The organism is Cloacibacterium sp. DMC96 (genome assembly GCF_056313765.1).
This window is the reverse complement of the sequence record NZ_JBQUZQ010000001.1, coordinates 749,685-772,427: the sequence shown is the minus strand read 5'-3', so window position 1 is coordinate 772,427 and position 22,743 is coordinate 749,685. Positions and strand designations below refer to the sequence as shown.

Sequence of the window (22,743 nt, the reverse complement as noted above, 5' to 3'; positions counted from 1 at the left end):
AAGAGGTCAAAAAAAATCGCCCAATTTTTAAAAATTGAACGATTGTGAGAAATATAGTAAATGTTAAAAGTTTTAGTAGTTGGAAGCTATTTTCTCTATTTTATCCAAAGCAAATTGCAAGTCTTCTTGAGTTACATTTAGGTGTGGACGGAATCTAATCGATTTTTCGCCACAGATGAGTACAATTACGTTTTCTTCGAAGAGTCTTTCTTGGAAATCGGCTCTTGCTTTTCCGTCTGGTAAATCAAAAGCACACATTAATCCTCTTCCTCTTGCATTAGAAATTAGGTGTGGGAACTTCGCTTGAAGTTTTTGTAAACCTTCCAATAAAAATTCGCCTTGTTTCTGAACATTTTCTAAAAGATTTTCTTTTTCAATAATTTCTAAAACCAATTGGAATCTTAGCATATCAATGAAATTTCCTCCGAAAGTAGAGTTGATTCTAGAACTTTCAGCAAAAACGTGGTGTTCTACTTCATCTAGCTTGGCTTTGCTTGCCAAAATACCACAAACTTGTGCTTTTTTCCCGAAAGAAATCACGTCTGGAACTACGCTGTAATTTTGGAACGCCCACATTTTACCTGTAATTCCGATTCCTGTTTGTACCTCATCAAAGATGAGCAGCATTTCGTTTTCGTCGCAGATTCTTCTTAATTCCACTAAAAATTCATCACGGAAATGGTTGTCTCCACCTTCAGCCTGAATGGTTTCGATGATGATACAAGCTGCCTTATCTTGATTGGATAAAATCGCTTCTTCAATCTGTACCAAAGCTAATTGTTCATTCTTGATGGTTTCCTGTAAATTTTCTTCGGTGATTGGGAAATGCAATTTCGGATTGATAATTCTTGGCCAATCAAACAATGGAAAATATTGATATTTTCTTGGATCATTGGTGTTGGTTAAACTTAGTGTATACCCACTTCTTCCATGGAAAGCCTGTTTAAAGTGAATCGCTACAGAACCTTCTGTTTTACTTCCTTTGAGCCAATTTTTTCTAGTTTTCCAATCGAAAGCTGTTTTCAAAGCATTTTCTACTGCAAGAGCACCTCCTTCTACAAAGAAACAATACGGCAATTCTTCTGGAATCGCTACTCTGCTGAAGGTTTCTACAAAATCTGCATATTCCTGCAAATACACATCAGACATGGTAGGTTTGTACACTGCCATTTTGCCTAACCAAGGAGATTTTCCTACAATATAGGGATGATTATACCCTACCGAAGCAGAACCGAACATAGAAAACATATCTAGAAATTCTGTTCCGGTTAAACGGTCATGAATCCAAGAGCCGTGAGATTTTTCGTAATCCATTACGAAATCAAAACCATCTGCTAAAATATGTTTTCCTAATGTTGCTTTTACTTTGTTGCCTGCAACTTCGTGGCTTAATTCTATTGTTTTGTTCATATGTTAATGTGATAATTTGTTAATTCGTTGATGTGATGATGTGATGATTTTATCCTGCAAGTTGAATATCAATCAATTTCAATTTTTCATTGATTATTTTAAATTCATAGATAACTGAAAATTCCATATTTCCCATTCCTTCTTCGTATTCAGCTTCTGAATACAAATTCAAAATGTAAAGATCTTCTACTTTAGAACAAATCATTTTATATCTTTCTTTTCCTTTTTGAATAAATTTTGTTTCATAATTGCTTTTGACGTAAAACTCATTGAAATCTATTTTTTGAAATAATTCCAAAAAAATTGGACTAAAAATCAAATGATGATACTTTTCGAAGTCCTTATTAGTAAATGGAACTTCAGTATTGTCATTTTTCGTAACATCAATCTCTAACAAATGCCAAATACTATTGGATTCTGAAATTATTGGGTTCTTAATAAAAGTTTTAATTTGAGTTTTATCTTTTTCTAAAAAAGCTTTCTGAAGTTCTTTAAATTGAGCGGCCCAGTTTAAAGAATCTTTAAGTTCAAGTTCAATCAAATCTTTTGGGTAGAAAATTTCTGAATTTTCTTTTTTAATTACATCGTTATTATTGACTTTACCCTCTTTCTTCTTTTCACAAGAAAAAAATAGAAAAAATGATAATATTAAAAATAGATTCTTCATTTCACTTCGTTTCATTCAGAATGACAAATGATAAAACTTCATGCATCCTGCATCTAGCATTCTACAAATCAAACTTAATTCCTTGTGCTAAAGGTAGGTTTGTGGTGTAATTGATGGTGTTGGTTTGTCTTCTCATATAGACTTTCCAAGCGTCTGAACCTGATTCTCTACCGCCTCCTGTTTCTTTTTCTCCACCGAAAGCTCCACCAATTTCAGCACCAGAAGTTCCGATGTTTACATTGGCAATTCCACAATCTGAACCTGCGTGAGAAAGGAATTTTTCGGCTTCTCTTAAATTATTGGTCATAATCGCAGAAGATAAACCTTGTGCTACTCCATTTTGAATTTCAATGGCATTTTCTACGTCTCCTGAATATTTTAACAAGTATAAAATCGGTGCAAAAGTTTCGTGCTGTACAATTTCAAATTGGTTTTCTGCTTCTGCAATAGCTGGTTTTACATAGCAACCGCTTTCGTAACCTTTTCCTTTTAAAACACCTCCTTCTACAATCAATTTACCGCCTTCTTTTTTCACTTTTTTCAATGCCTCTTCGTACATTTTCACTGCATCTGTATCGATCAGTGGACCTACGTGATTGTTCTGATCAAGAGGATTTCCTATTTTTAATTGTCCGTAAGCTGCTACAATCGCATCTTTTACTTTATCATAAATGCTTTCGTGTATGATAAGTCTTCTGGTGGAAGTACAACGCTGACCTGCTGTTCCTACCGCTCCGAAAACCGCACCAATTACCGTCATTTTAATATCTGCATCTGGAGTTACGATAATCGCATTGTTACCTCCTAATTCCAGAAGAGATTTTCCTAATCTCGCTGCAACATTTTGGGCTACAATTTTTCCCATTCTGGTAGAACCCGTTGCCGAAACTAGAGGAACTCTGGTGTCTTTTGCCATTAAATCTCCAATTTCAGCATCTCCAATGACTAAATTTGAAATTCCTAAAGGAAGATTATTCTCTTGAAGCACTTCTGTGATGATGTTTTGACAAGCAATACCGCACAATGGTGTTTTTTCTGAAGGTTTCCAAACGCAAACATCTCCACAAATCCAAGCTAATGCAGTGTTCCAAGACCAAACTGCTACTGGAAAATTAAAAGCAGAAATAATTCCTACAATTCCTAGTGGATGATACTGTTCGTACATTCTGTGACCTGGACGTTCTGAATGCATGGTTAAACCATGTAACTGACGAGATAAACCTACTGCAAAATCGCAGATGTCTATCATTTCCTGAACTTCGCCCAAACCTTCCTGTAGTGATTTCCCCATTTCATAAGAAACGAGTTTTCCTAAATCTTCTTTATATTTTCTGAGTTTATCGCCAAACTGTCTTACGATTTCTCCACGTTTTGGAGCTGGCATCAGTCTGAATTCTTTGAATGCTTTTTCTGCTTCTGCGATTACTTTTTCGTAGTCTTTTTTTGAAGTAGCGGTGACTTTAGCAATTAAATTTCCATCTACTGGTGAGTAACTTTCGATTACTTTTCCTGTGGCAAACCATTTTCCTCCGGTAGAAGTACCTTTATTCTCTGCTTTAATTCCTAAATTTTTTAAAACTTTTTCAATCCCGAAATCTTTATTTTTCTTTGACATTATGTTGAATTTGAATTTCGGTAAATATATCAAATTTTAAAGAATCAATAAAAAAAATCGCATTTTGTTAAATATTTTTCAAAATTAAACGTTAGATAAATTTATTTTTTACAATAAAAGAATTTGAAAGATAAAATATCTATTATATTAAAAATTTCAGAAAAGAAAATGAAAGTTAGTGAAAGGGAATTTTGCAGAAATTGTGTATTTTTGGGCAAAGAATTGCTATGACCAAACATGAAATTGTATTAATGAGTATTACTGGAGAAGATAAACCCGGGGTAACCTCATCGCTCACTGAAATTTTAAGTAAACACAATGCAACGATTCTCGATATTGGTCAGGCAAACATTCATCAATCTTTATCTTTAGGCATTTTGTTTCGTTTAGACCCTGTTATGCAAGGCAATATTTTGAAAGACTTGCTTTTTAAATCATACGAACTTGGTGTACAAGCCAAATTTACGCCCATCGAAAGAGAAGACTATGATCAATGGGTTTCTAGACAAGGCAAAGAAAGCTACGTAATTACCGTTCTTGGTCAAAAAATAGAAGCTAATCAATTGGCTCTTGTCACGAAAGTCATTGCAGAGCAAGGTCTCAACATCGATACCATTAAAAGATTGACAGGAAGAATTCCACTGGATTCTGAAGACGATAGTCAAAACAGGTCTTGTATAGAGTTTTCGGTGCGTGGAACTCCTCAAAATGTGAATTTGATTCACGAAAAATTTGTGACTTTAAGTGGCGCATTAGACATTGATATTTCATTTCAAAAAGATAATATTTACCGCAGAAACAGACGATTAATCTGTTTTGACATGGATTCTACTTTAATCAAAACAGAAGTTATTGATGAATTGGCAGAAAGAGCTGGAGCTGGTGAAGAAGTAAGAGCCATCACCGAAGCAGCAATGCGTGGTGAAATAGATTTCAGCGAAAGTTTTAAAAAACGTGTTTCTCTTTTGGAAGGTTTAGACGAATCTGTATTGCAAGAAATTGCAGAAAATCTTCCGATTATGGATGGTGCAGACCGACTGATGCATATTTTAAAGAAATGCGGTTATAAAATTGCTATTCTTTCTGGTGGATTTACCTTTTTCGGGAAATATCTAAAAAAACGTTTTGGGGTAGATTATTTATATGCCAACGAACTCGAAATAAAAGATGGAAAGCTTACTGGAAAACATTTGGGAGATATTGTAGACGGAAACAGAAAAGCAGAACTTTTGAAATTTCTGGCTCAGGTAGAAAATATAGAATTGGATCAAGTAATTGCTGTAGGAGACGGCGCCAACGACTTGCCAATGCTGAACATTGCAGGATTAGGAATTGCTTTTCATGCCAAACCAAAGGTTAAAGAAAATGCCAGACAATCTATCTCATCAATAGGTTTAGACGGGGTTTTATACTTTTTAGGATTTAGAGACAAACACATCAACGAAGATTTTTAACATATCACTCTTGAAAATAAATTAAAATTTGTTTCCCCAACCCTAAAAGGTGCACACTTTAATTTATTTTCAAACAATTTTATTATCAATTCATTAAAGTATTAAAAAATATATTTATGGAAGAAAAAAAGACTCCAAAATGGAAAACCCTTCTTAAAAAATACGGTTGGCTCGGGATTTTATTTTTCTCAGTCAAAGGAACGCTTTCTTTGATTGCTATTATTTGGGGAGCCAATGCTTTGAAAGGCTGCATGTAATTATTTCCAGTTTTCTTTTTTAATCCAATATTCTACATTTTGTTTGGTAGGTTCTCCGTGATACGCTACCATAACTTCTCCTTTGAATTCGGCTCCTAATTTTTCCATGGCTTTTCGGGAACGCCAATTTTCTGCGCCTACATGAAACTTTACCAAATCTACGTACTGAAAAATATAGTCTAACATCATTTTTTTAACAATAGGATTCAACTGACCGCCCCAAAATTTCCTACCATAAAATGTATAGCCTATGAAAATAGAGTTTTCATCTTCGTCATAACTGTAAAATCTGGTGCTTCCAGCCACTTCATTGCTTACTTTATCGATGATGATAAAAGCGCCTTCGGAAATCATGGCTCCATCAAAAAAATTTCTAAAAATATCTTTTTGGAAACGGTTTTTATTCGGGTGTTGTTCCCAAACCAAAGGGTCTGAAGCGACTTGATACAATCTTTCGAAATCTGATTCCTGAAGCGGAACCAATCTTACTTTGTGACTTTCTAAAATGGGTTGTATGCTGAAATCCATGATGTTAATTTTAACAAATGTAATAAAAAAACGAGGCCAGCATAAAAAATTTCTTTTAAAGCTTCTGTTCTTTTCCTTGATGAAAAGATTTTATTAATTACTTCCTAACGATAAATCATAATAAAAAAAAGGCCCCATTTGTAAAATACAAACGAAGCCTATAAACACAATTGAAAATTTTTTAGTTACAACAAGTGTCTTTTTCGTCTTTTAAGCCCAATTTTTCTAAAATGGTACTTAATAAACACCAGTTGGTAAAAGCGTTTTGAAACAAATTAGCACCTACGAAACCTGTTAACCAAAACCAATTTTGGTGTACAAAAATTCCCAGTAACAAACTTGTTAATATCATGGTTCCTGCGAACCCGTGGATTACTCTTGTCTTCATATTTTTATTGTTATATTGATTTTTCTATATTCATTGTAGCCACATGGATTTTAGAAAGGGATTTTTGTTTTCCATTGAAAAACTCCACTTTTCTATACACTTCTTCAGTAAAATTCTCGTCGATAAAAACGGCAAATAGTACAGAATCTATCTCTGTATGTGAAGCTCCGAACCAGTTTTCTGAACTGCCATCGCTTTCATTTTTGTAACCTTTTACATAGTGATATGAAAAAGATTTTACTCCAGAATGATTGAGAATGTCTTTTACATTTTTCTCAAATTCTCTAATCGCTGTGATCATTAAAAGTTTCATAATGAATTAATGTTTTTATAGGTTATCCTCTGAAGAAATCTCGCCATATTCACTTTTTTCATCTGCGTGTATTTTCTCCCATTTTTTCTTTTCGGTCATGTAATAAATCAACGGAATTACGATTAGCGTCAACAATGTAGAAACAATCGCTCCAAAAACCAATGAAATGGCTAATCCTTGGAAAATAGGGTCGAATAAGATAATTACCGCTCCTATAACTACTGCACCCGTTGTTAATAAAATTGGTGTAGTTCTCACTGCTCCTGCTTCTATAATCGCCTGTTTCATCGGAATTCCTTCATTGAGTCGAATTTCTATAAAGTCAATGAGCAATACTGAGTTTCTTACCATGACTCCTGCCAAAGCAATCATCCCGATGAATGAAGTTGCGGTGAAGAACGCTCCTAATAACCAGTGTCCGAGAACAATACCAATCAGAGAAAGCGGAATCGCAACCATCATGACCATTGGTGTTTTAAAGTTTTGGAACCAACCTACAATCAGCATGTAAATAATGATAATGACCACAGCAAAAGCTGCTCCTAAATCTCGGAATACTTCTAACGTAATTTGCCATTCTCCGTCCCATTTCACCGTGTAATCGTCTTCATTGCTTGGTTGATTCATGTACAGTTCATTAATCGTATATCCTTTTGGAAGTTGTATTTTTTTCAATTTCTCTTCCATTCCTAGAATTGCATACGCAGGACTTTCTAAACCTCCTGCCATATCTGCCAATACATAGACTACCCTTTTTTGGTCTTTTCTGTAAATAGTTTTCTGTAATTCTTCACGTTGTACTTTCACCAAATCACTTACAGGAACCATATTCCCCATTTGTCCTTTGATTTTTACATCAGTAATATCTGTAATTGATGTTTTATCCGCATCGTTCAATTTCATGACAATGTCTACTGCATCATTTGATTTCTCATCATACAGATTTCCAATCGGATGTTCACCCATCAAATACGTAAGATTTCCTACAATTTGTGCTGGTGCAACACCGTTCAACATTGCTTTTTCTTTATCAGCAACCAATTTGAACTCTGTTTGTGGCGCTTCTACCATCCAATCTACATCTACCACATCATCTGTATTGTTCAGAATATTTTGAACCTGATTGGCTACTTTAATTTGCTCATTGTAATCTGGGCCATAAATTTCTGCAACAATGGTTGACAAAACTGGCGGACCAGGTGGTACTTCTACAATTTTTACATTAGCACTGTATTTTTTCGCAATTTTCTGAATTTCTGGACGAATATTCTTCGCTACATCGTGACTTTGATTATCTCTGTCTTCTTTGTGTAATAAATTCACCTGAATATCAGCGGTATTGCTTTGTCCACGCATATCGTAGTGACGAACCAAACCATTGAAAGTAATCGGTGCAGAAGATCCAACGTACGATTGATAATTCACCACTTCTGGAACGGTTTTTAGGTACTGTGCAATTTCTTGAGAAACTGATGCCGTTCTTTCCAAAGTAGTTCCTTCTGGCATATCAATTACCACTTGGATTTCATTTTTATTGTCAAAAGGAAGCATTTTTACTGCTACCCATTTTGTAGCGAAAGCCAACATAGAAATCAATAGTAATACTACGGTAATTCCCATCATGGTCCAACGTTTTTTGCCGCTGTCTAAGAATGGTTGCTCTATTTTTTTGTAAATTCTATAGATTTTGCTGGTTTCCATTCCCTGTTCTTCCTTATGCTCTTCGTCATCTTTTACTTTCAATAAATGGTAACCTAAATAAGGCGTAACCGTTAACGCTACAAACAATGAAAGCATCATTGCAATAGAAGCACCAATTGGCATTGGAGACATATAAGGTCCCATCATTCCGCTTACGAAAGCCATTGGTAAAATGGCGGCAATTACGGTGAAAGTAGCCAAAATCGTAGGATTTCCCACTTCATTAATGGCATAAATCGCTGCTTGTTTGAATGGCAATTTCTTCATGTGGAAGTGTCGGTGCATGTTTTCAGCAATAATAATACTGTCGTCAACCACAATTCCCACTACGAAAACTAGAGCGAAAAGTGTAATTCTATTCAAGGTATAACCCAGCATATAGTAGCTGAAAAGTGTTAGTGCAAAGGTTAAAGGAACTGAGAAGAATACGACTAGTCCACCTCTCCAACCCATTGCCAGCATTACCAAAACGGTTACCGCTAAAATCGCTACACCTAAGTGCATCAATAATTCTGAAACTTTATGAGAAGCTGTTTCCCCGTAGTTTCTGGTTACTTCTACATGAACATCATTCGGAATTAAAGTTTTCTTTAAATCTTCTACTTTATCCAAAATCTGTTCAGAAATTTTCATCGCATCTGCTCCTTTCACTTTAGAAACAGAAAGCGTAACCGCAGGATATTCTGACTTGAATTTTTTACCATTTTCTACTGCATTTCCATAACCAAAACTTACATAATTGGCTGGAGATTGCGCTCCATCTTCTACTTTTGCAATTTGTTTCAGGTAAACCGGCATGTTTTGCGAAGTTCCTACTACCAAATTTTCTACATCTTCTGCAGAACTTAAAAACTGTCCTGTCGTCAATAGATATTCAGTATCATTAGCATCAAAACTTCCTGATTGTGAACTTCCGTTATTGGCTTGAATCATTTGCATCACGTTTAATGCGTCAATGCTTAATTCAGCCATTTTATCTTTGTCTAACTCAACTTTTAATTGGCGATTTCTCCCTCCAATCACTTTGGTTAAAGAAACGTCTTTAATTTTTTTGATTTCCGAAGACAATTCTTCTGTCATCTGACGAAGTTCGTAATCGTTGTATTTTTCGCTCCAAAGTGTTAAACCCAGCATAGGAACATCGTCAATAGAACGGGTTTTCACCATCGGTTCATAAACGCCTTTCGGAAAAATATTTTTATTTTTCATGAGTTCGTCATAGAGTTTCACGTAAGAACGCTCTGTATCTTCGCCTACATAAAACTGAACGATAATCATGGCTTGTCCGTTCATTGCCATAGAATGAACGTGCTCTACTCCTTTGATGTTTGAGATGATTTTTTCTAATGGTTTTACCACTCTGCTTTCTACCTCTTTAGGCGAAGCACCTGGATAACCTACCATTACGTCTGCCATCGGAACGATAATCTGTGGCTCTTCTTCTCTTGGTATTAATGTGGAACTGTACACCCCAATAATCATCAATGCAATCATCAACAAAATTGTTAATTTTGAATTGATAAAAAACTCGGCGATGCGTCCTGCAAATCCTTTTTCCATAATATTTATTTTAGAAGTTAGAAGTTAGAAGTTAGATTTCAGATGTTAGAGTAGCAAACCGCATTTTAGATTAAACTATCTAAAGTCTAAGATCTAATTTCTAACATCTATTTTAAAGTAACTTTTGCACCGTTATACAATTTTCCTTGTGCTGAAATGATGTACTGGTCATTTGAATTTAAACCTGATAAAATTTCAACTTGATCACCGAAAGTTTTACCCACTTTTACCCATCTTAGAACTGCGGTATTTTGTGAACTCACGGTATACACTCCTGTTAACTGTCCGTTTTCTACAATTGCAGATTTCGGAATCATTACGCCATCCTGAAAATCTTGGTTTACATTTCCAGAATTTTTGAAAGGAAACTGAACATTCACAAACATCCCCGGTAATAAATCTTTAGAAGCAGGAACATTGATTTTCACTAAGTATTGTCCACCAGTATTCGTTGAAGATTTACTGATTTCTGAAACCGTACCCGAAACTTCTTTATTGGTAGATTTCAACGTTACTTTTACAGACATTCCAGATTTTAAAAGGGTAATATTCTGTTCAGAAACTAAAACTTGCGCTTGCAAAGCTCCTGGAGATTCTATCGTTAACAAAGGCATTCCTGGACTTGCCATATCCCCTTGACTAGCATATTTCGCTGTAACTGTACCAGAAATAGGTGCTGTAACATTGGTATATCTGTACTGAGCATTTACTTCGTTTTTCATTTGTTGCGCTGCTTGTAAACCAGCTTGAGCCATTTCGTAGCGCGCTCTCATATCATCTAATTCTTTTTGAGAAGCACTTTGATTTTTGTATAAATTTTGAAATCTTTCAAAATCTTTTTTCGCGATATTGTAATTGGCTTGCGCTTGCGCTATTCCAGCAGAAGCTTGTCCGCCTTTTGCCTGAATATCTGTACTGTTAATGCTTACTAAAAGTTGACCTGCATTTACGTATTGCCCAACTTCTGCGCGCATTGCAGTAATGTACCCCATCATTCTGGTAGAAACATTTACAGAATTTTTAGCTACTAATTTTCCACTTGCTGTGGCATTAGAACCTACCGCATTGGTTGAAGATTTATTTACGGTGACTGCTATAGGTTTGTCATTCAATTCTGCAGATTTATTTTCGTCTGAAGAACAACTTGTAAGGAATACGCTTCCTAAAAATAATGCTGAATAAATATATTTTTTCATAATGATTTATTTAAATTTAAACACAGAGAAGCAGTGAACACACAGCGTTCACAGAGATTTTAATTTTTTAAAAATTTATAGTATTCTAAAGCGACATTGTATTCAAAAATAGCTTGTTGATATTCCAAATCTTTTTGAGACATCGTGGTTTCGCTCATTAATAAGTCTGATGATTTCTCTAAACCTTGGTCGTATCTGTTTTTACGAATTCTGTAGGCTTCTTTGCTTTGTTCCAGCGCTAGTTTAGTAAGATTTACTTTATTTTCGGCATCTTGAACTTGGCGATTTGCTTTATTGAGTTCTAACTGACTTTGTCTATTATACTGAGTGATTTCGGTTTGTGCTTTGGTGAGTTCTGCTTTGTATTTTTCCTGTTCAGATTTTGCTTTTAATCCATCAAAAACATTCCAAGACAACTGAACTCCTGCCAAATAACCATTGGCACCAAATTGTGCGAATTTGTTATCATACAATTCAAAACTTCCGAAAGCATTTAATCTTGGTAAAAATTTGGCTTTGGTTGATTTAATCAGATAATCGTACGCTTCCAGAGATTTTTGATACGCCTGTAAATCTTTTCTTTCTACATTTAGTGTAGCTGTATTTTCTAAAATCTGGTTTTGAAATTCTAATTTTTCAGTAGGCTTGAAAACCTTATTGAAAGACTCTTCGTCTAATAAGAAATAAAGGTAATCCGAAGCATTTTTTATGTTAGATTTTGCATAAGCAATCTGATTTTCTATCTCTTTTACACGAACATCTATGTATAAAACTTCCGTTTTCTGAATCATTCCGTTTTTGAAATAATTGTCGATTACTTTTTTATTGGCTAGCGTTGTGGTTTTAGCATTTTCAAGTGTTTCGAGCATTCTGTATGCTAATTGCAGTTGCATGTATGCTTTTTTGAACTCAAACTGAATGTATTCTTTGGTTCTTTCTGCTTTAATTTTTAAAACCTCAGATTTTACTTGTCCTGCTTTTTTAAGATACACTGCATCCATGTTGATGATGGGTTGTTGCACCTCAATTTTAGTAGCGAAATTAGAAATTGCGTCTGGAGCATTTAATTTAGCTGGGTCAAAATCCATTTGCGTAATACGCTCCTGATTCAATTTAGAACCGAAAGCATACAAAGGATTATTGGTATTCGAAAAGGTGTAAGAAGCATTTACGTTTGGTAAATACATTGCTCTCGTTCCCAATAATTCTGCTTGTGCTAATTTGGCTTCGTCATTAGCCAATTTCACTTGAAGATTTTGGTCTACCATTCTTTGTTCTAATTCTGCTCTAGAAATTCTGATGGTATCTTGAGAGTAACCTTTCAGAACGAGCGAAAAAACAAAAACTACCGTAAAAAATTTTCTCATTGTATTTAATTTTTTCTTTTTTTAATTTATTTTAATTATTGAAATCGAGAATTTTGATACACGTTCTCTATTTCTTCGGCAAAAATATAGGTGATAAAAGTCATGTGCAGTAACTTATGTTACATTAAGAAAATTCTTTTGTTAGAAAGAAAAAACGCCAGAAAAATTCTGACGTTTAAAAAAGGGTAATCTTCAATATATTAACTGCCACATTCAGCAGTTTTAGAAAGGGAATGGGAAATTATTTCTGGTGGATTTCCAAGAAGAGGTAAATCATTTTGTTGCCATTTTACCAAACCACCTTCTAAATAGTAAATCTGATTAAAGTCTCTGTCTTCCAAATATTTGGCAACACTTTTACTTCTCACACTGTTATTACAAATCAAAACGATTTTTTTATCTGCATCAAAATGTGTTAATAATTCTTCTATCTCGCTGAAGGGAAGATTTTCTACGATTGGAAGGCCCATTTTATACAATTCAAATTCATAGCGTTCTCTAACGTCTACCAACTGAATGGTTTCGTTTATCATCGTTTGAAAGGTACTAGGGCAAATGCTTTTCATGGAAATTTTCAATTTATTGGGTTAAAAAAGACTCTGATAATCTTTATTCATTGCAAAATTGAATTTTTCTGAAAAACCGCTTTGTAACAAGTGTTACAGAAATCAAAAGAATTGATATTATCTATTTAAAACCGAAGTTTTAATTAAAAAATATAAATAATTAGAATAAAATAGCGCCTTCTAATTCTAGTAGTTTTTGTTTTCGCCAAATTCCACCGCCATAACCCGTAAGATTTCCATCGCTGCCAATCACTCTATGACAAGGAACCAAGATGGATATTTTATTCATTCCGTTGGCATTTGCTACTGCTCTCACTTTTTTTACATCTCCCAAAATTTCAGATTGTTGGGCATAACTCCATTTTTCTCCATAGGGAATTTTCATCAACACTTCCCAAACTGATTTCTGAAAATCTGAACCCACAAAATGAAGCGGAACGGAAAATTCTTTTCTTTTTCCTTCAAAATATTCGGTAAGTTGTACTTCTAAGATTTTAAAATGAGGATTCTCTCCTTGAATAATATTGGCATTTAAGGATTTTGAAAGTTGTTTGAGTTCGGTTTCCAGCATTTTTCTGTCTGTAAATTCTAGCATACAAATTCCCTCATCCGTTGCAGCGGCATACATGGTTCCGAGTGGAGTTTCGATGCGTTTTAATTCAATTATTTTCTGATTTTTAGAATTTTTAGGAGACACTCCGAAAACATTTTTAAAACTTTCGGTAAAACCGCTTAAACTTTCGTAGCCACTTTCTAGAGCGGTTTCCGTTACGGTTTCGCCTTGTTGAATTTTCTTAAATGCAGAATTAATTCTGAACATTCTTTGATATGCCTGAAACGTGATTCCGTGATTTTTCAGAAACCAACGTCTCATGGTTGCAGGTTCTATTCCGCGTTTTACCAAGTCGTAATCTTTGAACTTCAAAGAAGGATTTTCTGCTAATTCCGTGATGATTTCCTGAATATATTTTGGAGTTCCATTGAGTTTTTCTAATGGTTTACAAACCTTACATGGACGATATCCTTTTAGAATGGCATCTTTCGTATTGCTGAAAAATTCTACATTTTCGGGTTTTGGTTTTCGGGCAGTACAAGTTGGTCTACAGAAAATTCCCGTAGTTTTTACGCCCATCCAAAAAACGCCTTCAAAACTTGCATCTTTATTGAAGGAAGCTTTATACATGATATCGTTAGGTAAGTTCATAAAGTCAATATATGTAATGCAAATGTAGATTTTTAGGAATTGATGATACAACCGAAAAATGAACAAGTATTTTTGATTTTAGATTTTAGATGTAAGATTTTAGATGTGAGATGTTGGATGGGACTCTTCGACTACCGCTCAGAGTGACAATTATTTAAAATTTCTTCTTTTTTTTTGCGCGAGGGCGAAGTGTATTGTTGGAGCTCTTTTTAATTTTTTAGTAAAAAATTAAAAAAGCGACTACACGAAGACCGACCTTTTTTCGGCGGATGAAAAAACGCTTTTAGAAAAATTTCTAAAAGCGTTTTTAGCGTTGGCAAAAAAAGGACGCGCCCAAAAATTACTTTTTCGGTTCGTTTTTCTTTTTGATATCACTTTCTATTTTTTTAATCGCCTTTAAATTATCAATAATCTGTAGCGTTTCTTCTACATTTAGAATTTCTACCGGAACATCTGCTCTGGTTTTGTCCCACTCGAAAACCAAATTCAGTTTTTCGTCTGTAATATCTTCGAAATTAATGGTAAAACGTTCCATTTTTTCGTTCATCATTTTCACAGGAACGGTAGTGGTTGCTACATCTTCTTTTGCATCATAGGTATAAGCTCCCCAATTGTTAACCCCTCTGTTTAAAATGATTTTCCATTCTTTTTCTTGAGGAACTACATACAAAGCGTAAGTTCCTTTTTTCACTTTTTGTCCGCCAAAAAGCACTTCTTGACCAAAAGTAATTTTGGTGGCTTCATTGGCTCCAGCTCTCCATACTTGACCGAAAGGAACCAATTCTCCGAAGATTTTTCTTCCTTTTACCGCAGGTCTACCATATTCTATAGAGATTTTGGTCACCGAAAATTGTTGTTCTACAGTTTGTCTTGGACTAACTGCTGGAATGTTATATTGTTGAGCAAAAGCGTGTACACTTACTGCCAATGCTAAAGAAAATATCAGTTTTTTCATATTTTTATTTTTAATTTTTGATAAAGATAAAAAAAATCCTTCAAGACAAAAAAAATCCTCCAAAGTTTTAAAAACCTTGAAGGATTGGTATTTCTAGAGAAAATTTTTACATTTTTTCCATTTTGAAAGTCATACTTTCGATTACTTTGAGCATTGCTTCTACAGTATCCATACTGGTAAGACAAGGAACGCCATTTTCTACCGAAGTTCTACGGATTAAGAACCCGTCATTCATCGACTGTTTTCCTTTTGTAGTGGTATTCACTACATATTGTACTTTTCCTTTCTGGATTAAACTGATTAAGTTCTCTGTTTCTTCTTCTATTTTATACCCAATTTTGGTTGGGATATTGAGTTCGTTAAAATATCTAGAAGTTCCTCTGGTTGCCCAAATTTTGAAACCTATATCGTAGAATCTTTTTGCTAATCTTGCTGCTTCTGGCTTGTTCACATCATCTATGGTGAATAAGATAGAACCGTGTAAAGGCACTTTTCTACCTGCACCGATTAAACCTTTGTACAAGGCTTTTTCTAGCGTAGAATCTTTGCCCATTACTTCTCCAGTAGATTTCATTTCTGGACCTAAAGTTACATCTACCCTTGTTAATTTACTAAACGAGAAGACTGGTACTTTTACAAAAATTCCTTCTTTATTTGGAACCAATCCATCTTGGTAACCTAAATCTTTCAGATTTGCTCCGAGAATTGCTTTGGTCGCTAAATTCGCCATTGGAACTTCTGTAATTTTTGACAAAAAAGGAACGGTTCTCGATGAACGAGGATTTACCTCAATCACATATACATTTCCATCAGAAATTACATACTGAATATTCATTAAACCTACTACTTTCAACCCTTTTGCTAAACGCTTGGTGTAATCTTCCAGCGTAGCAATTTGGTCTGGAGTAAGCGTTTGTGGAGGATATACTGCAATAGAATCTCCTGAGTGAACTCCCGCTCTTTCGATATGTTCCATAATTCCTGGAATGACGGTGGTTTCGCCATCGCAAATCGCGTCTACTTCTACTTCTTTTCCGGTAAGGTAACGGTCTACTAAAACAGGGTGTTCTGGACTTGCATCTACCGCATGTTCCATGTAATGGTCTAGTTCAGCATCGTTGTATACGATTTCCATCGCTCTTCCTCCCAGAACGTAACTTGGTCTCACCAATACTGGGAATCCAATTTCATTGGCAATTTTAATTGCTTCTTCTTTAGAGAAACACGTTTTACCAAGAGGTTGTGGAATGCCTAATTCCTGCAGTGCATGTTCGAATTTATCTCTGTTTTCGGCTCTGTCTAAATCTTCTAGAGAAGTACCCAGAATTTCTACTCCATGAGCTGCTAATTTATCTGCAAGGTTAATCGCGGTTTGTCCACCAAACTGTACAATCACTCCTTTTGGCTTTTCGAGTTCTATGATGTTCATTACATCTTCCTCTGTTAAAGGCTCGAAATATAGTTTATCTGAAATCGAGAAATCTGTAGAAACTGTTTCTGGGTTATTATTGATGATAATCGCTTCGTACCCCATTTGCTTAATTGCCCAAACGGAGTGAACGGTAGCGTAATCAAATTCTACACCTTGACCAATTCTGATAGGACCAGAACCTAAAACGATGATTTTTTCTTTATCAGAAGGGATGCTCTCGTTTTCTTCTTCGTAAGTTCCGTAGAAATAAGGGGTTTCAGATTCAAATTCTGCAGCGCAAGTATCTACCATTTTGTAAACTGGCATTACTCCGTTTTCTTTTCTGAACTTGAAGATTTCTTTATAATCTGTTTCCCAAAGGTGTGCGATATTAATATCTGAGAAGCCTAATCTTTTCGCTTCCAGTAATATTTCTTTGTTGAATTTATTCTCCGCGATGGTCTTTTCAAAATCAATCAGTTTTTTGAATTTCCAAACGAAGAACTTATCTATTTTACTCCATTCTACGATGGTTTCCCAATCATAACCTCTTCTTAAAGCTTCGCCTATGATGAATAATCTTTCGTCATCACACACTCTAATTCTGCGTTCGATATCTTCATCCGTTAAGGCAAGTGATTGCTTGGTTTTTAATCCTAAATGCTGAATTCCTGTTTCTAAAGAACGAATGGCTTTCATTAATGATTCCTCAAAACTTCTACCAATCGCCATCACTTCACCTGTTGCTTTCATCTGGGTAGAAAGTCTTCTGTCTGCAGTTTCAAATTTATCAAAAGGGAATCTAGGAATTTTTGTCACTACATAATCTAGAGCAGGCTCGAAACATGCGTATGTTTTTCCTGTAACTGGATTAAGCATTTCGTCTAAAGTAAGTCCTACTGCAATTTTAGCGGCTAATTTAGCAATAGGATAACCCGTTGCTTTACTTGCTAAAGCCGAGCTTCTAGAAACTCTAGGATTTACTTCGATGATATAATAGTTGAAAGAATGAGGGTCTAAAGCCAACTGTACGTTACAACCTCCTTCTATTCCGAGTGCTCTAATAATTTTGAGTGAAGCATTTCTGAGCATTTGATATTCTCTGTCAGAAAGCGTTTGCGAAGGCGCTACTACGATAGAATCTCCAGTGTGAACACCTACTGGATCTATGTTTTCCATGTTACAAACCACGATAGCATTATCGTTTTTGTCGCGCATTACTTCGTATTCTATTTCTTTGTACCCTGCAATTGATTTTTCAATTAAACATTGAGTAACCGGAGAATATTTAAGTCCAAGTTCTGCAATTTCTGTCAGTTGGTATTCATCATGAGCAATTCCACCACCTGTTCCACCCATGGTAAAAGCAGGACGAACAATTACTGGATAACCAATTTTTTCTGCAAAAGCTAACGCACCTTCTACTGTATTTACAATATCAGAATCTGGAACGGGCTCGTTTAATTCTCTCATTAATTCACGGAACAAATCTCTGTCTTCTGCTCTATTGATGGCAGAAAGCTTGGTTCCTAGAACTTCTACTCCACATTCTTCTAAAATTCCAGAATTTTGTAATTCTACTGCCATGTTCAATCCAGTTTGTCCACCCAAAGTTGGCAAAAGCGCATCTGGACGTTCTTTTCTGATGATATGACTTACAAATGAAAGAGAAATAGGTTCTATATATACTTTGTCTGCAATTTCTACATCGGTCATGATGGTTGCAGGATTAGAATTGATGAGGATTACTCTGTACCCTTCTTCTTTTAATGCAAGGCAAGCCTGAGTTCCTGCATAGTCAAATTCTGCAGCTTGCCCGATGATAATTGGGCCGCTTCCTATTACTAAAATGGTTTTAATATCTGTTCTTTTCATTCTTTATTAGATTTCAGATGTCAGATTTAAGACATCAGATTTTATTTGTATTTTTATTTCTTCTTTTTAAGTTTTTGTTCGTAAGATAATTTGAATTCCATTATTTTTAAACTCATTATTTAGATTTCTATGGAAATCGAAGATTAAACGAAGTCAATGATAAACTTTGTGTTTAAAAATTTTTAAAACTCTCCCATTCTCAAATTCTCCAACTCTCCTACTTTTTAAACTCTTCCATCATTTCTACAAATTCGTCAAAAAGATAATTGGCATCTTCTGGACCAGGACTTGCTTCTGGGTGATATTGTACTGAAAAACATGGATATTTCTTATGACGAACTCCTTCGTTTGTTTTATCATTCAGAGCGATGTGTGTTACTTCTAAATCGGTGTTTTCTAGAGATTCTTCGTCTATTGCATAACCGTGATTCTGAGAAGTAATCGCTACTTTTCCTGTTTTTAAATCTAAAACTGGATGATTTCCACCTCTGTGACCAAATTTTAATTTATAGGTTTTTGCTCCACATGCCAAACCAATTAACTGGTGACCTAAACAAATTCCGAAGATTGGAACTTTCCCCAGTAAACCATTGATTAATTCAGAAGCACCTTTTACATCTTGTGGATCACCAGGACCATTAGAAAGCATTACTCCATCTGGATTCATTAACAGAATCTCATCTGCTGTCGTATCTTGAGACACCACAATAATATCACAATCTCTCTGAGAAAGTTCTCTGATGATGCCTAATTTAGAACCAAAATCTACTAAAACCACTTTGAAACCTCTTCCTGGACTTGCATAAGGCGTTTTGGTAGAAACTTGCTCTACTTGATTGGTTGGGAAATTTTTAGATTTCAGTTCAGCAATTACTGCTGTTTCATCTGCATTTTCATCTACAATTTTTCCTTTTAAAACCCCGTGATTTCTGATAATTCTAGTCAGTTTTCTGGTATCAATCCCTGAAATTCCTGATAGCTTCTTTTTTGCAAAAAATTCATCTAAAGACAATTGACTTCTGAAATTAGAAGGAAAATCACACAATTCCCTCACGATTAAGCCTTTGATTGCTGGCTCAATACTTTCGAAATCATCTCTATTAATTCCGTAATTACCAATAAGTGGATAAGTCATTGTTACAATCTGACCGCAATAAGAAGGGTCTGAAATGAGTTCTTGATAACCAGTCATCCCGGTATTGAACACCACTTCTCCTTCAGTATCGGTATTTGCACCAAAACCTTGTCCGTGAAAAACTTCACCTGATTCTAAAATTAATTTCTTTTTCATTCCTTTTTAATAGATTTTCAGAGCAGTATTACTCTGACTTTTCACTTTTATCTGTATTAATTTATTCAAATTCAAAACCTCTCTCTTCTAACACTTTTTTCAAGATGGCCATTCTTGCAAATACTCCATTTTGCATTTGTTTAAAGATTCTAGAACGTTCACATTCTACCAAATCATTGTCTATTTCTACCCCTCTGTTGATTGGTGCGGGATGCATGATGATGGCATTTGGTTTCATTTTTTGCTCACGCTCTTTGGTAAGACCATATTTTCTGAGATAATCTTGAGGCGTCAATTTCATTTTTTCATCATGTCTTTCGTGCTGAATTCTTAATAAAATGAGCACATCTACATCGGTAATCATTGCATCTAAATCTCTGTAGGTTCCATTCATTATACTTCCTTCGTCAAACCATTCTCTTGGTCCAGAGAAATATACTTTCGCTCCTAATCTTCTCAGTGTATCTGCATCAGAATTGGCTACTCTACTGTGTTTGATATCTCCTACGATCCCCACTTTCAAATCTTTAAAATCACCAAATTCTTGTTTGATGGTTATTAAATCTAGTAACGCTTGACTTGGGTGATGCCCAATTCCGTCTCCAGCATTTACCACTCCCATTTTCACACCTTTCAATTCATCATAAAATCTGGTTTTTTGATGCCTGATTACGGAAAGGTTTATCCCAATTGATTCCAGCGTTTTAATGGTATCTAAAAGACTTTCGCCTTTATTGATTGAACTTTTAGACTCATCAAAATGCACTACGTGCAATCCTAATTTTTTCTCAGCCACCTCAAAACTTATTTTAGTTCTGGTGCTGTCTTCAAAGAAAAGATTCGCTACAAAAATGTCTGATTTGGCCTTTACTGTTTTGCCGTTTGCGAATTCTAGCGCTTGATTTAATAATTTTTCAACGCTCTCAAGTGACAATCTGGATAATTTAATCATGATTTAATGGTTTTTAAGCAAAAAAAACGAAGCCCCAACAGCTTCGTTTTCAATAAATAAAAATATTTTGTCCGTCGGATTGAAGTCCGATATTTATGTTCAATAAAAAATTTATCGTTTTCATTGGTTGCAAATATACATATTAACTTTTTGCCTTCAAAATTTTTAGAAAAAATTAATTTTATTTAACATTATTATTGCAAAATAAGTATATCTTTGCTAAAAACGTATATATGAAAATAAATTGTTGCCCGAAATGCGAAAACTCCGAAATCGTTAAAAGTGGCATTGTTAAAGGAAAACAGCGCTATTTTTGTAGAGACTGCAAATACTATTTCACGGTAAATAAAATTGGCAAAAAGATAGATGATTACTATGTAACGAAAGCTTTACAACTCTATTTAGAAGGCCTCAGTTTACGAGAAATAGAGCGTATTCTGGGCATTTCGCATGTCACTATCAGTTCTTGGATTAAGGAATACAACATTAAAAAACCACCACATTCGGATTTCCATGCTACTTATAAGGTTTTCAAACAAATAGAACTGGCAGAATACATCAGAAATGAAGAAAATCTTAAAGGTTCTGGACTCATCATTACTGAATTCGGAGATAAGTTTATGATGATAAAATGGGAACGTTTTAAAAAGTAACTATACTTATTTACAAAAATATATACAAAATTTTTACAGAGTTTTTTTTATTATCAGTTTAGCGATGTTAAAATCACAAAAAACTGTTTAATATTATGAAGAAAACTCAATTAATCTTCGCTGGTATTGCTAGTTTATTATTTAGCAATGTATTATTCTCTCAAGAGAAACCAAAAGAATGGGACGTAAGTCTCTATGGTTTTGCAAGAGCAGATTATATTTTCGATTCGAGACAGTCTGCACAGGTGAGAGAATACCATCTCAACCTTTATCCTTTAGACAAAAAATTAGATGCAAATGGTGATGATATTAATGCTACTGGTGCCAGTAATTTTTTATCAGTAGTTTCTCGATTGGGTGTAAATTTTAAAGGTCCCAATGTTTGGGGCGCAAAAGCGAGTGGAAAATTAGAAGGCGACTTCTTTGGAAACACTCAAGAAAGCATCGGACTTTTCAGATTAAGACATGCTTATGCACAGTTGGCTTGGGAAAAATCTTCCCTTACTTTAGGACAGACTTGGTATCCTTCTTTTGTTCCTGAAGTTTTCCCGGGAGTTGCCAATTTCAGCACGGGAATTATGTTTAATCCTTTTGGCTGGGTTGGTCAAATTCGATTCAGACAAAGTTTAACCTCAAATCTTTCTTTAGATTTAGTCGCTTACAAAGACAGAGAGTTTCAAGCTCCTGTAGTTTCTGGAAACGCAAATAATTCTCCTAGTTTTAATTCTACCACTCCTACTTTACATGCACAGTTGCAATACAAAACCAAAAATGTGATTGCAGGTGTAGGTGCAGAATATCAATCTTTAAAACCTGTGATTACTAGTGGTGGATTGGCTTCTGATGAAAAACTCAATTCTACCATGCTCATGGGATATTTTAAATATTCTAATGAAAATGTAGTTGCAAAATTCTATGGAATTTCTGGTGGAAATTTGCATCATTTAGTGATGCTTGGAGGTTATGCTTCTTATGCTGAAACTAACGGAATAGATTCTTACAAACCTACTAAAACCTCAGCTTTTTGGGTAGACATTGCGAGTAATAAACCTAATGTTGCTCCTGGCGTTTTCTTTGGATACACGAAAAACAGTGGCTTAGAAGATGCTAATTACAAATCACTTTATGTAAGAGGTGTTTCTGGAACCAGAGTGGTAGATAATGTTTGGAGAGCTTCTGCTAGAGTAGATTTCAAGCAAAATAAATTTAAAATTTCGCCAGAATTAGAATACACAGCCGCAACTTGGGGCGATTTAAAAACTGATGCTACTTCTGGAAACAATGAAACCAATGTAGGAAATTTCCGCGCACTGGTAAGTGCTTCTTATTCTTTCTAAAAACTTCATTCAATACATTATTAACAAAACTAAAAAAATAAAC

Annotated in this window: 19 protein-coding genes; 4 read left to right on the top strand and 15 right to left on the bottom strand. The window is 34.9% G+C overall.

Translation table 11 applies throughout. The features are described 5' to 3' along the window. Positions 1-72 precede the first annotated feature (72 nt). The 3 genes from lat to amaB form a co-directional block, all read right to left on the bottom strand. Positions 73-1,410, bottom strand: a complete 1,338-nt coding sequence (gene lat / locus ACT53I_RS03430; protein ID WP_476078433.1) for an L-lysine 6-transaminase — start codon at positions 1,408-1,410, stop codon at positions 73-75. Between the two features lie 49 nt (positions 1,411-1,459). After that, positions 1,460-2,077 carry a hypothetical protein gene (locus ACT53I_RS03425; RefSeq protein WP_476078432.1) on the bottom strand — a complete coding sequence of 206 codons (618 nt, stop codon included), beginning with the start codon at positions 2,075-2,077 and terminating at the stop codon, positions 1,460-1,462. Positions 2,078-2,138: 61 nt separating this feature from the next. Next, a complete protein-coding gene (gene amaB / locus ACT53I_RS03420; protein ID WP_476078431.1) occupies positions 2,139-3,692 on the bottom strand; it encodes an L-piperidine-6-carboxylate dehydrogenase in 1,554 nt (517 codons plus the stop codon). A gap of 227 nt (positions 3,693-3,919) precedes the next feature. Between amaB and serB the strand changes: the two genes are divergently transcribed. Together serB and ACT53I_RS03410 are read left to right on the top strand one after the other, a co-directional pair. Then, on the top strand, positions 3,920-5,146 hold the full coding sequence (gene serB, locus ACT53I_RS03415) for a phosphoserine phosphatase SerB (protein WP_476078430.1): 1,227 nt from the start codon (positions 3,920-3,922) through the stop codon (positions 5,144-5,146). Between the two features lie 116 nt (positions 5,147-5,262). Next, entirely contained in the window at positions 5,263-5,403 is a 141-nt protein-coding gene (locus ACT53I_RS03410) for a hypothetical protein (RefSeq protein ID WP_164467601.1), read from the top strand. Here ACT53I_RS03410 and ACT53I_RS03405 read toward each other — a convergent pair whose 3' ends face one another. The 12 genes from ACT53I_RS03405 to ACT53I_RS03350 all read right to left on the bottom strand — a co-directional run bounded on the left by ACT53I_RS03405 (position 5,404) and on the right by ACT53I_RS03350 (position 20,710). Continuing rightward, positions 5,404-5,931 (bottom strand): GNAT family N-acetyltransferase, encoded by a 528-nt coding sequence (locus tag ACT53I_RS03405; RefSeq protein WP_409619879.1) that lies wholly within the window; start codon positions 5,929-5,931, stop codon positions 5,404-5,406. Between the two features lie 181 nt (positions 5,932-6,112). Further along, positions 6,113-6,319: a YgaP family membrane protein gene (locus ACT53I_RS03400; RefSeq protein ID WP_069796528.1), complete on the bottom strand. Its 207-nt coding sequence runs from the start codon at positions 6,317-6,319 to the stop codon at positions 6,113-6,115. A 10-nt stretch (positions 6,320-6,329) separates the two neighbouring features. Next, positions 6,330-6,632 carry a hypothetical protein gene (locus ACT53I_RS03395; protein WP_104792538.1) on the bottom strand — a complete coding sequence of 101 codons (303 nt, stop codon included), beginning with the start codon at positions 6,630-6,632 and terminating at the stop codon, positions 6,330-6,332. Between the two features lie 15 nt (positions 6,633-6,647). Continuing rightward, complete coding sequence (locus tag ACT53I_RS03390) at positions 6,648-9,893, bottom strand: efflux RND transporter permease subunit (RefSeq protein WP_476078429.1); 3,246 nt, start codon at positions 9,891-9,893, stop codon at positions 6,648-6,650. A 107-nt stretch (positions 9,894-10,000) separates the two neighbouring features. Next, positions 10,001-11,089 (bottom strand): efflux RND transporter periplasmic adaptor subunit, encoded by a 1,089-nt coding sequence (locus tag ACT53I_RS03385; protein WP_476078428.1) that lies wholly within the window; start codon positions 11,087-11,089, stop codon positions 10,001-10,003. 59 nt (positions 11,090-11,148) lie between these two features. Beyond that, on the bottom strand, positions 11,149-12,456 hold the full coding sequence (locus ACT53I_RS03380) for a TolC family protein (protein ID WP_476078427.1): 1,308 nt from the start codon (positions 12,454-12,456) through the stop codon (positions 11,149-11,151). A gap of 200 nt (positions 12,457-12,656) precedes the next feature. Next, the gene (locus ACT53I_RS03375) at positions 12,657-13,022 is read right to left on the bottom strand and encodes a rhodanese-like domain-containing protein (protein WP_476078426.1); all 366 of its coding nucleotides are present in this window, start codon (positions 13,020-13,022) and stop codon (positions 12,657-12,659) included. A gap of 160 nt (positions 13,023-13,182) precedes the next feature. Next, the gene (locus tag ACT53I_RS03370; protein WP_476078425.1) at positions 13,183-14,226 is read right to left on the bottom strand and encodes a bifunctional transcriptional activator/DNA repair enzyme AdaA; all 1,044 of its coding nucleotides are present in this window, start codon (positions 14,224-14,226) and stop codon (positions 13,183-13,185) included. A gap of 340 nt (positions 14,227-14,566) precedes the next feature. Further along, complete coding sequence (locus ACT53I_RS03365) at positions 14,567-15,181, bottom strand: DUF2911 domain-containing protein (protein ID WP_461377739.1); 615 nt, start codon at positions 15,179-15,181, stop codon at positions 14,567-14,569. A 106-nt stretch (positions 15,182-15,287) separates the two neighbouring features. After that, complete coding sequence (carB, locus tag ACT53I_RS03360) at positions 15,288-18,467, bottom strand: carbamoyl-phosphate synthase large subunit (RefSeq protein WP_476078424.1); 3,180 nt, start codon at positions 18,465-18,467, stop codon at positions 15,288-15,290. A 217-nt stretch (positions 18,468-18,684) separates the two neighbouring features. Then, a complete protein-coding gene (locus ACT53I_RS03355) occupies positions 18,685-19,758 on the bottom strand; it encodes a carbamoyl phosphate synthase small subunit (RefSeq protein ID WP_476078423.1) in 1,074 nt (357 codons plus the stop codon). A 61-nt stretch (positions 19,759-19,819) separates the two neighbouring features. Continuing rightward, the gene (locus ACT53I_RS03350) at positions 19,820-20,710 is read right to left on the bottom strand and encodes an aspartate carbamoyltransferase catalytic subunit (protein ID WP_476078422.1); all 891 of its coding nucleotides are present in this window, start codon (positions 20,708-20,710) and stop codon (positions 19,820-19,822) included. A 233-nt stretch (positions 20,711-20,943) separates the two neighbouring features. Here ACT53I_RS03350 and ACT53I_RS03345 point away from each other — a divergent pair, with 233 nt between their 5' ends. After that, a complete protein-coding gene (locus ACT53I_RS03345; RefSeq protein ID WP_213188862.1) occupies positions 20,944-21,363 on the top strand; it encodes an IS1/IS1595 family N-terminal zinc-binding domain-containing protein in 420 nt (139 codons plus the stop codon). Between the two features lie 95 nt (positions 21,364-21,458). Continuing rightward, entirely contained in the window at positions 21,459-22,700 is a 1,242-nt protein-coding gene (locus tag ACT53I_RS03340) for a hypothetical protein (protein WP_476078421.1), read from the top strand. Positions 22,701-22,743 lie beyond the last annotated feature (43 nt).

Coding starts and splice junctions, on each gene's coding strand:
- serB (WP_476078430.1), top strand. CDS start 3,920: ATGACCAAACATGAAATTGTATTAATGAGTATTACTGGAGAAGATAAA.
- amaB (WP_476078431.1), bottom strand. CDS start 3,692: ATGTCAAAGAAAAATAAAGATTTCGGGATTGAAAAAGTTTTAAAAAAT.
- ACT53I_RS03345 (WP_213188862.1), top strand. CDS start 20,944: ATGAAAATAAATTGTTGCCCGAAATGCGAAAACTCCGAAATCGTTAAA.
- ACT53I_RS03355 (WP_476078423.1), bottom strand. CDS start 19,758: ATGAAAAAGAAATTAATTTTAGAATCAGGTGAAGTTTTTCACGGACAA.
- ACT53I_RS03405 (WP_409619879.1), bottom strand. CDS start 5,931: ATGGATTTCAGCATACAACCCATTTTAGAAAGTCACAAAGTAAGATTG.
- ACT53I_RS03425 (WP_476078432.1), bottom strand. CDS start 2,077: ATGAAGAATCTATTTTTAATATTATCATTTTTTCTATTTTTTTCTTGT.
- ACT53I_RS03340 (WP_476078421.1), top strand. CDS start 21,459: ATGAAGAAAACTCAATTAATCTTCGCTGGTATTGCTAGTTTATTATTT.
- ACT53I_RS03410 (WP_164467601.1), top strand. CDS start 5,263: ATGGAAGAAAAAAAGACTCCAAAATGGAAAACCCTTCTTAAAAAATAC.
- ACT53I_RS03350 (WP_476078422.1), bottom strand. CDS start 20,710: ATGATTAAATTATCCAGATTGTCACTTGAGAGCGTTGAAAAATTATTA.
- ACT53I_RS03400 (WP_069796528.1), bottom strand. CDS start 6,319: ATGAAGACAAGAGTAATCCACGGGTTCGCAGGAACCATGATATTAACA.
- ACT53I_RS03380 (WP_476078427.1), bottom strand. CDS start 12,456: ATGAGAAAATTTTTTACGGTAGTTTTTGTTTTTTCGCTCGTTCTGAAA.
- ACT53I_RS03395 (WP_104792538.1), bottom strand. CDS start 6,632: ATGAAACTTTTAATGATCACAGCGATTAGAGAATTTGAGAAAAATGTA.
- ACT53I_RS03385 (WP_476078428.1), bottom strand. CDS start 11,089: ATGAAAAAATATATTTATTCAGCATTATTTTTAGGAAGCGTATTCCTT.
- ACT53I_RS03390 (WP_476078429.1), bottom strand. CDS start 9,893: ATGGAAAAAGGATTTGCAGGACGCATCGCCGAGTTTTTTATCAATTCA.
- carB (WP_476078424.1), bottom strand. CDS start 18,467: ATGAAAAGAACAGATATTAAAACCATTTTAGTAATAGGAAGCGGCCCA.
- lat (WP_476078433.1), bottom strand. CDS start 1,410: ATGAACAAAACAATAGAATTAAGCCACGAAGTTGCAGGCAACAAAGTA.
- ACT53I_RS03375 (WP_476078426.1), bottom strand. CDS start 13,022: ATGAAAAGCATTTGCCCTAGTACCTTTCAAACGATGATAAACGAAACC.
- ACT53I_RS03370 (WP_476078425.1), bottom strand. CDS start 14,226: ATGAACTTACCTAACGATATCATGTATAAAGCTTCCTTCAATAAAGAT.
- ACT53I_RS03365 (WP_461377739.1), bottom strand. CDS start 15,181: ATGAAAAAACTGATATTTTCTTTAGCATTGGCAGTAAGTGTACACGCT.